We start from the raw sequence: 6,943 nt of genomic DNA on the forward strand, positions 1-6,943 counted from the left end.
TCTCTTCCATCTCTTCATACCTCCTCATCTTCGTTGACATAGCTTCCAGCGTTTTGCGCCTCCTCCATCCTCCGAAAAAATTCCAGGTATGCCTCTCTGGGCGAACCCGCTTTAACGAAATACAACTGATCTGTCATTCCGTCCCGGATGATATACAGCCTGTTCTCCGCGTAGTAGTAGCTGTACCATTGTTCGCCCTTCCCCATGTCGGGAAAGTTGTGCCATCTGCCGCCTCTGCCCATAAAGACGTATTCGTAAAACCAATTCAATGTCTCATTGAATCCCATCTCTCATCCTCCTAGTTCTTCTCAAGATTTATCGCTTCCCGACTCAGTTCCTGTACCAGAGCGAATACAATGTCCGATACCACCGGATATTGTCTGCCCTGTTTGACGATTCGATCAGCTTCCAGAATCAGCACGTCCCACTCGTCACGCTGCATATTCGCTGTCCGGATGCGATGCCGCCATTTGTTATAAAATTCGTTGACCGTCACCCGGATGAATGCTTTGAACTGTTCTTCCGGTATCGGCTCGTTTAAAGTTCTCTCACCTGTACCCATATTCCTGTCGCACCCGTGTCGTAATATTTTTCCGTTACCTCTGAGGCGACCTGAGCATCATCGTGCCAGAAGTGCGCCCGGGTCATGCAGTCCTTAAGCATCTTGATCAGGTTGTCCGTGTCTGGTTTAGTCGTCTTGTACTCGGTCGTCTTTCCCGGCCAGATCCATTTAGTCACCAGCTGAAGCGGACCGTTCATCGGCTGCTCCGGAGCGTGCAGCGCCACCAGATCGAGAAGCTGCTGTCTCGCGGCCTTCAACTCGGCCGGCTCGTAGAACACCGGCTTGCCACGAACAACTGTCACTTTATGTTCCTGTTGCGTAACTGTCGGCGGATTTTTCATCGGCATAAAAAACTCGATTTTCATTTTTGGCATATACCTTTCCATGTCCCAGATTCTTTGTCATACACGATTACGCCATGCTTTCTGGCTATATCAAAAATTTTCTGCATCACTTCTGGCTGGTTACAAATCCATCGTGCAGCCTCACTGGTTTTGATGTCATATTCTTTGTCTCGCAATGAATGATGCAAGGGAGGCATATGTTTTGCACAATTTAAAAATTCACAATCCAATTTTTTCAATTTTTTCTTTTTCCTTTCTCTCGCGCGTATGACGCTGACTGTGTGTCAGGCCCCGATACCGGGCATGGGGGCGTAAGCATCGCCCCATGTCCCGGCTAGGGTGGCACACACGTCAGTGGGTGGCCGGTATCCGGACACATATATACCGTTAGGTATATTTGTCCGGACTTTTGTCCGGATACCCGGACAAAACAGAAAATTCGTTGTCCGGACTTTTGTCCGGACTGTGATGCTTGTAGTCCGGACAAAACAGAAAGTTCGTTGTCCGGACTTTTGTCCGGATACCCGGACAAAACACTCCGGACAAAAATTTACTCGTTGTCCGGATTGATTCTGATGACTTTAGCAGGCTCTTTTGGTGTGCCATCGACGTATTTATAGCCCTCTTTTTGGAGTGTTTTTGCACGTCCTGGATACCGTTTTGAGCCTTTAAAATCATGTCTGATTCGGTCTTTACTCTTTCCCGTAACCTCTGCCAGCTCATCTATCGTGATGGAATCCGTGCCTTCTGGCATCAATTCTTCAAGCGCATCAAGGTACATATCGAGCGTTTCTTTGCCTTTTTTCTGCTGCTGTTTCGCGAATACCTGCTTGCGTTTTATCCATGGATCACCATCATCAGGCTGGATATCCTTCAAAACCTCATAGGAATCTGGTCTGTGGATCGGATAATCGAACCACAAATCAAGCGGCGGGAAGGACGCAAATTCACGAAGTGTGCCCTCGATCCGCCATGCAGTACAGTGCTCTTCACGGGCAATTTCAGTGGAAACATACTCCGCCATTTTGCTCGATTGATCGAAGTCAAGCTTGCTTCCGGCGTACTCCTGCATCGCTGTGGGAGACAGCCGGTCGTCCTGCCCGACGTCGTTCTGCCAGTCTTTGACGAACTCATTGAGGGCTTTTTCTGTGCCTCTGATGATAGCTTTTCCCCGCAGCATCTCACGGATATTGTCAGTTACTTCCAGCTCTGTAAGGTCCAGCAGTGCGTCAGGATCGCGGGCAAATACACCCGATCCGGATGCCCTGTCCATCGACTTCTTGCCGCCTTGTGCGCCTTTGCTGTGGTGATGGCAATAAACAACCGCAGCGTGCAGCTCCGTACAAATCTTGTCGAACTGGTTGCAGAAATTCGCCATCTGGTCAGCACTGTTCTCATCTCCAGTGATGATCTTATAGATCGGGTCGATAATGATAACGTCGTAATTTTTCTTTTCAGAGCGTCTGATCAGCTTCGGAGCGAGTTTGTCCATAGGTACAGATTTGCCTCGCAGGTTCCAGATATCAATGTTTCTGAGGTTCTTTGCGGGGATCCCGAGCGCTCTGTAGACGTCCTGGAAGCGGTGCAAGCAGCTTGCGCGGTCCAGCTCCAAATTAACGTATAGGACCTTGCCCTGAGCGCATTTGAAACCTAGCCAGCGCGTTCCTTCTGCCACTGCTATGGTCAGTTCGATCAGGGCAAATGACTTACCTGCTTTGGACGGTCCGGCAAGCAGCATCTTGTGCCCCTTGCGCAGGACGCCATCGATCAGGCAGTCCGCCAGCGGAGGAATGTTGTCCCACACGTCTGACAGCTCTTCCGGATTCGGAAGATCGTCATTTACTGCATCAATCCATTCCGCCCATTCATCCCAGGATTTTTTTCCCAGGTTGGTCCCCATCAGAAACTGTTTATGTCCCTTTCGCATGATGCCTGGCATACGAGACAGTCGTGACGGGTTTTTGTTCTGCGTGTCGACTTGAAGGCCGTTTTTTGCGCAGACTTTGTATAGATACTCGACGCGCTTTCGGTATTCCGAATAATCATCGGCCTGAATCTTTACGATCGCATGGACCGATTTACCTCCGGAATACACAAGCGCCGCAACCGGAAGCTCAAGTTCCCGGATTATCGCGTTCTGGCGGGCTGGTGGAATCTTATCGGATTCGACCAGCGCATACCTGAAGTCTGTGACATTTTCATTCTTGATGCCTTCCCCATCTAGCGGATTGAACCGGATCCATGCTCCCGCTTCCGGGTTATAGTCGCCCAGCGCAGCGCCGATGTCGTTGTACTTCTTTAGTTCCGCGATCAGCTGTCCCGCTGTCCGGTCCCACAGACCACGCTGAGGCGACAAGCGTCCGTCTTCGCCGTGATATACGGTCGTGACATAGCCTACGTTCTCGGACGAATTGAACAGCGTCTCAAGATATGTGATCAGCTCCTGAATAGGATTCCAGTTCTTCGGCTCGACAATCTCCTTATCTTCCAGCCATCCGGAATCGATGATCTTGTCGCCGTCATCACTGATGGTACTGTCCCAATTCAGAGCGTAATCGCGGCCTTTTGACGGACTGAATCCGCCGCGCTTTGCCAGCTCAACGATGGTGCCACCGGTAACAGGCGCCTCGCCGTTCTCGTTGCGGAATGTGCCCCATTTCCGGAAGCATTCGCCCGGCTTATACCGGCTGTCAGCCTTTGACCAGGAATCCCAGTCAGACGCCATGTAGCCTTCCTGCTTCAGTGCCATTCCGACTGAGCACCATTCCTGATAGCTTAGCTGTGCCGGATCGATATACTCTAGTAGATCTTTCAGGTCATACATTTGCTTTCCCTTCGAACGTTTCCGGGTTGATATCAAACGGGACGCGCCATCCATTTGCCGCGATCCGGTCTATCAGTTTCCTCGCCGTGTCAAATTCCCATGTGCCAACGTGCTTGAACCCGCGGCCTTCAAGGAACCTGATCTGCTTCGGGGTTGTGAGTCCCGCCAGCTGGCGCTTTTCGATGCGGTCTAACAGGAGTGCTGCCTTGCCTGCATTCTCGATCTCATCCGGACAGATGCCGCGCTTTTCCAGCTGCTGAATCTGCTTATCTGATGGAGGAGCCATCTGCCAGCCGAATGCCGGAGTATACCCTGCAAGATCTTCCGCCTGGATTGACATCTCATATTGCAGCGGATCAACAAGTTTCTTTTTCCGTCTGCGCATTTCAGCTAGCTTCTTTGCAAGGGCATTCTCTCTCTGCTGGATGACATCCTCGGTTGCCATCTTTTCAGCCTCTTCCAGATCGACAGCGACGCCCGCTTTATCTTCCAGATTTTTCGTCAGCTGCTGCGCTACATCGTTGTCTTCGCATATCAGGCTCGCAGGGTGGCACAGTTCGTGCTTGTCAGTCAGCCATAGAAAATCGATCAGCAGGAGGTCCTTTTTCCCCGGCGAAAGGCGGGTCCCACGGCCCACCATCTGACAAAAAAGACCTCGTTCTTTTGTCGGGCGGAGGACGATAACGCAGTCCACTGATGGACAATCCCAGCCTTCGGTAAGCAGCATTGAATTGCACAGTACGTCATATTCTCCCGCATCAAATGCTTTCAGAATTTCCGATCTGTCCTCTGATCCGCCGTTTACTTCCGCAGCGCGGAAGCCATGAGCGGTCAAAACTTCCACAAACTTCTGAGAGGTCTTGATCAGCGGAAGGAAAACGACCGTCTTCCTATCCTTGCAGTAGGTTTCCATTTCCGTTGCGATCTGTTCAAGATACGGATCAAGCGCCGTTCCGATTTCGCCTGCTGCGAAGTCTCCGGACTGTATGCCGACCTGGCTGATATCCAGCTTCAGCGGGATTGTGAGTGCTTTGATCGGGCAGAGATAACCTTCCTTGATTGCTCGCGGAAGCGTATATTCATAAGCCAGATTGTCAAAGTACTCTCCAAGATTACGCATATCGCCACGATCAGGAGTTGCCGTGACACCAAGTACATGCGCATCCTTAAAATGCTGCAGTACCGTTTGATAGCCAGGAGAAATTGCATGATGCGCCTCATCAATGATGATTGTTCCAAAAAAATCCGCGGGGAATCGTGAAAGGCGGGTTTCGCGCTGAAGCGACTGCACGGAACCGACTGTGATTCTGAACCAGCTGTCCATGCAGGTTTCTTCCGCTTTTTCAACACTGCACTTTAGTCCGGTTGTTTTGTATATCTTGTCAGCCGCTTGTTCCAGCAGCTCTCCGCGATGCGCAAGGATCAGTACATGATTCCCCTGCTTCACCATGTCCTCTGCGATTTTCGCGAAAATGACCGTCTTTCCCGTCCCTGTAGGCAGAACAACCAGAGTGCGCTTTGTTCCTTCGAGCCATTTGTCCTCGACTGATTTACGCGCCTCTTCCTGATAGGGGCGCAGTGTCACCGCGCCCATGGCTTAAAACTTTCCCGGAACAAAAGACTTCTGCTCTTTCGGGAGGAATTTCTTTACCCGGTTGTTTTCTCCTTTTGATCCGTCGTTCTTTGTATAGTGATTGATCTCAAGTTCAAGCGTCCCCGTTGATCCGGGGACTGTATTCCAGTTCATGACCAGTGGTTCACCTTTCTTTTTCTGGCCGATTGAAGTGAAGAACTGCGACAGCTTCCATTCCATCTTTGCGTGAAGCTTCAGGCTCTCAAAAACCTTTCCTTCTGTACCGTCGATTGGGTTTGTCACCCTCAGCGTCAGATTTGCCTGTGGGCAGGCCGACAGTTTATCAGATCCCTCAAAGCGTCCACGCTCGATTGATTCAACAGTGAAGTTGTATGTTCCTTCCGGCAGGATGGTATACTCATCATCTTTTACAATCGTGCTCCCCCAATCCAGTGCGCCGTCATTGTTCTGTGCTAAATCTCCCATGATTTTTATCTCCTCTCTTAGTCTTTAAAAGGTACTTCGTCTTTGTCTCTCAGGCCTTCTACAAGCTCTCTCACCTTCGGCCAGAACGCTACAAACCAGCCCGTTAAGAAGTTCGGATCCATGTCCTGAAGCAGGGTATCCCGCGGGTAATAGCCTTTGCTATATGCTGCGTCCTGAAGATTCCATTCGCTGATGTGATCCTTTTCCATCAGGTCTTTCAGCGCCTTCGGGATCCTGTTCGGGTCCGACAGGTATGGTGATACGACGGCAGGTGAGATGGGTTCCGGAGGTTTCTCTTCCGGAGCTTTTGGTGACTCAGGAAGGGCAGAAACACCAGGATCAGGCGCTTCTTTTGTTGCAGGTTTTTCAACTGGGATTGTTTCAATCTCCTCCCCGCTTGCGATGTGCTGGTAATCCTTCAGGTCGATCTGCTTGCCTTCGTCAATCTTGTAGGTTGCAGCTTGCGTTTCACTTACATTGACTTGCGTTTCACTTACAATCCCTTCGATAATCGGCTTTAAATACTCGTCGTATCCCATCGGGATTTCTTCCGGAAGTCCAGAGCGGTTCTTTGCATCCCAGCAGGCATGATGCTGCGTGTACATGACGCGCCGGCTTCCCTGCGCCTTGTTCTTACCTTTCGTCGCTCCCTTGTTGTCGACATTGATAACAACTGTCTTAAAATTGCAAAACAGCATTATGTCCGACCACTCTTTCACTAATGGTGCAGACTGTTTGGTAAGCTTCAGTTCCCAGCGGTCGTATGCGCCAAGTTCATCTGGCTGTTCGAATTTCCGCATGACTGCATGTGCGGTGAGAACAACGTTGATTCCGATATCAATCAGGTCAGATACCTTATTCAGGAAGCGTCCGAATTCTTCTTTGACGTAGGTGTAGCCCTTGCCATATCCGAAGTCCTCGATTCCGTTGACCTTCCGGCTTTCGCAGATATACCGGATGCAAAGCTGTTCCGCCCAGTCAGCTGTATCGATGACCAGCGTTTTGCAGCAATCTGGATGCGTTTTGACATAATCGATCTCTTCAAATAGCATTGTCCAGCTGGAAGGCGCGGGAAGCCGCGCCACATCCATCATGTTCGTGCTGCCCTCAGTATCGATAAATACCGGATCGGGAAATTTAGAAGCCAGTGTTGA

At 50.5% G+C, this 6,943-nt stretch carries 7 protein-coding genes; all 7 read right to left on the bottom strand.

Annotated features, from left to right (window positions below; translation table 11 throughout):
- Nucleotides 1-14: 14 nt before the first annotated feature.
- On the bottom strand, nucleotides 15-287 hold the full coding sequence (locus FYJ35_RS14240; RefSeq protein WP_154527576.1) for a hypothetical protein: 273 nt from the start codon (nucleotides 285-287) through the stop codon (nucleotides 15-17).
- 11 nt (nucleotides 288-298) lie between these two features.
- A complete protein-coding gene (locus FYJ35_RS14245) occupies nucleotides 299-562 on the bottom strand; it encodes a hypothetical protein (protein WP_154527577.1) in 264 nt (87 codons plus the stop codon).
- Nucleotides 538-936 (bottom strand): RusA family crossover junction endodeoxyribonuclease, encoded by a 399-nt coding sequence (locus FYJ35_RS14250; protein ID WP_328597097.1) that lies wholly within the window; start codon nucleotides 934-936, stop codon nucleotides 538-540. Before FYJ35_RS14250 ends, FYJ35_RS14245 begins: the two co-directional genes overlap by 25 nt.
- A gap of 520 nt (nucleotides 937-1,456) precedes the next feature.
- Nucleotides 1,457-3,730, bottom strand: coding sequence for an AAA family ATPase (locus tag FYJ35_RS14255; protein WP_154527578.1), 2,274 nt, complete (start codon nucleotides 3,728-3,730; stop codon nucleotides 1,457-1,459).
- Complete coding sequence (locus FYJ35_RS14260; RefSeq protein ID WP_154527579.1) at nucleotides 3,723-5,324, bottom strand: DEAD/DEAH box helicase; 1,602 nt, start codon at nucleotides 5,322-5,324, stop codon at nucleotides 3,723-3,725. The genes FYJ35_RS14255 and FYJ35_RS14260 overlap by 8 nt, the downstream gene beginning before the upstream one ends.
- 3 nt (nucleotides 5,325-5,327) lie before the next feature.
- Nucleotides 5,328-5,789 carry a DUF669 domain-containing protein gene (locus tag FYJ35_RS14265; RefSeq protein ID WP_154527580.1) on the bottom strand — a complete coding sequence of 154 codons (462 nt, stop codon included), beginning with the start codon at nucleotides 5,787-5,789 and terminating at the stop codon, nucleotides 5,328-5,330.
- Between the two features lie 17 nt (nucleotides 5,790-5,806).
- Nucleotides 5,807-6,943 (bottom strand): ATP-binding protein (locus FYJ35_RS14270; RefSeq protein WP_154527581.1); only part of this gene is annotated, 1,137 nt, incomplete at its 5' end.

The organism is Porcincola intestinalis, assembly GCF_009696445.1.
GTDB classification, from domain to species: Bacteria; Bacillota; Clostridia; order Lachnospirales; family Lachnospiraceae; genus Porcincola; species Porcincola intestinalis.

What these genes read in the sequence shown, in the direction of transcription:
- FYJ35_RS14240 (WP_154527576.1), bottom strand. Translation starts at nt 287, where the DNA reads ATGGGATTCAATGAGACATTGAATTGGTTTTACGAATACGTCTTTATG.
- FYJ35_RS14245 (WP_154527577.1), bottom strand. Translation starts at nt 562, where the DNA reads ATGGGTACAGGTGAGAGAACTTTAAACGAGCCGATACCGGAAGAACAG.
- FYJ35_RS14250 (WP_328597097.1), bottom strand. Translation starts at nt 936, where the DNA reads ATGCCAAAAATGAAAATCGAGTTTTTTATGCCGATGAAAAATCCGCCG.
- FYJ35_RS14255 (WP_154527578.1), bottom strand. Translation starts at nt 3,730, where the DNA reads ATGTATGACCTGAAAGATCTACTAGAGTATATCGATCCGGCACAGCTA.
- FYJ35_RS14260 (WP_154527579.1), bottom strand. Translation starts at nt 5,324, where the DNA reads ATGGGCGCGGTGACACTGCGCCCCTATCAGGAAGAGGCGCGTAAATCA.
- FYJ35_RS14265 (WP_154527580.1), bottom strand. Translation starts at nt 5,789, where the DNA reads ATGGGAGATTTAGCACAGAACAATGACGGCGCACTGGATTGGGGGAGC.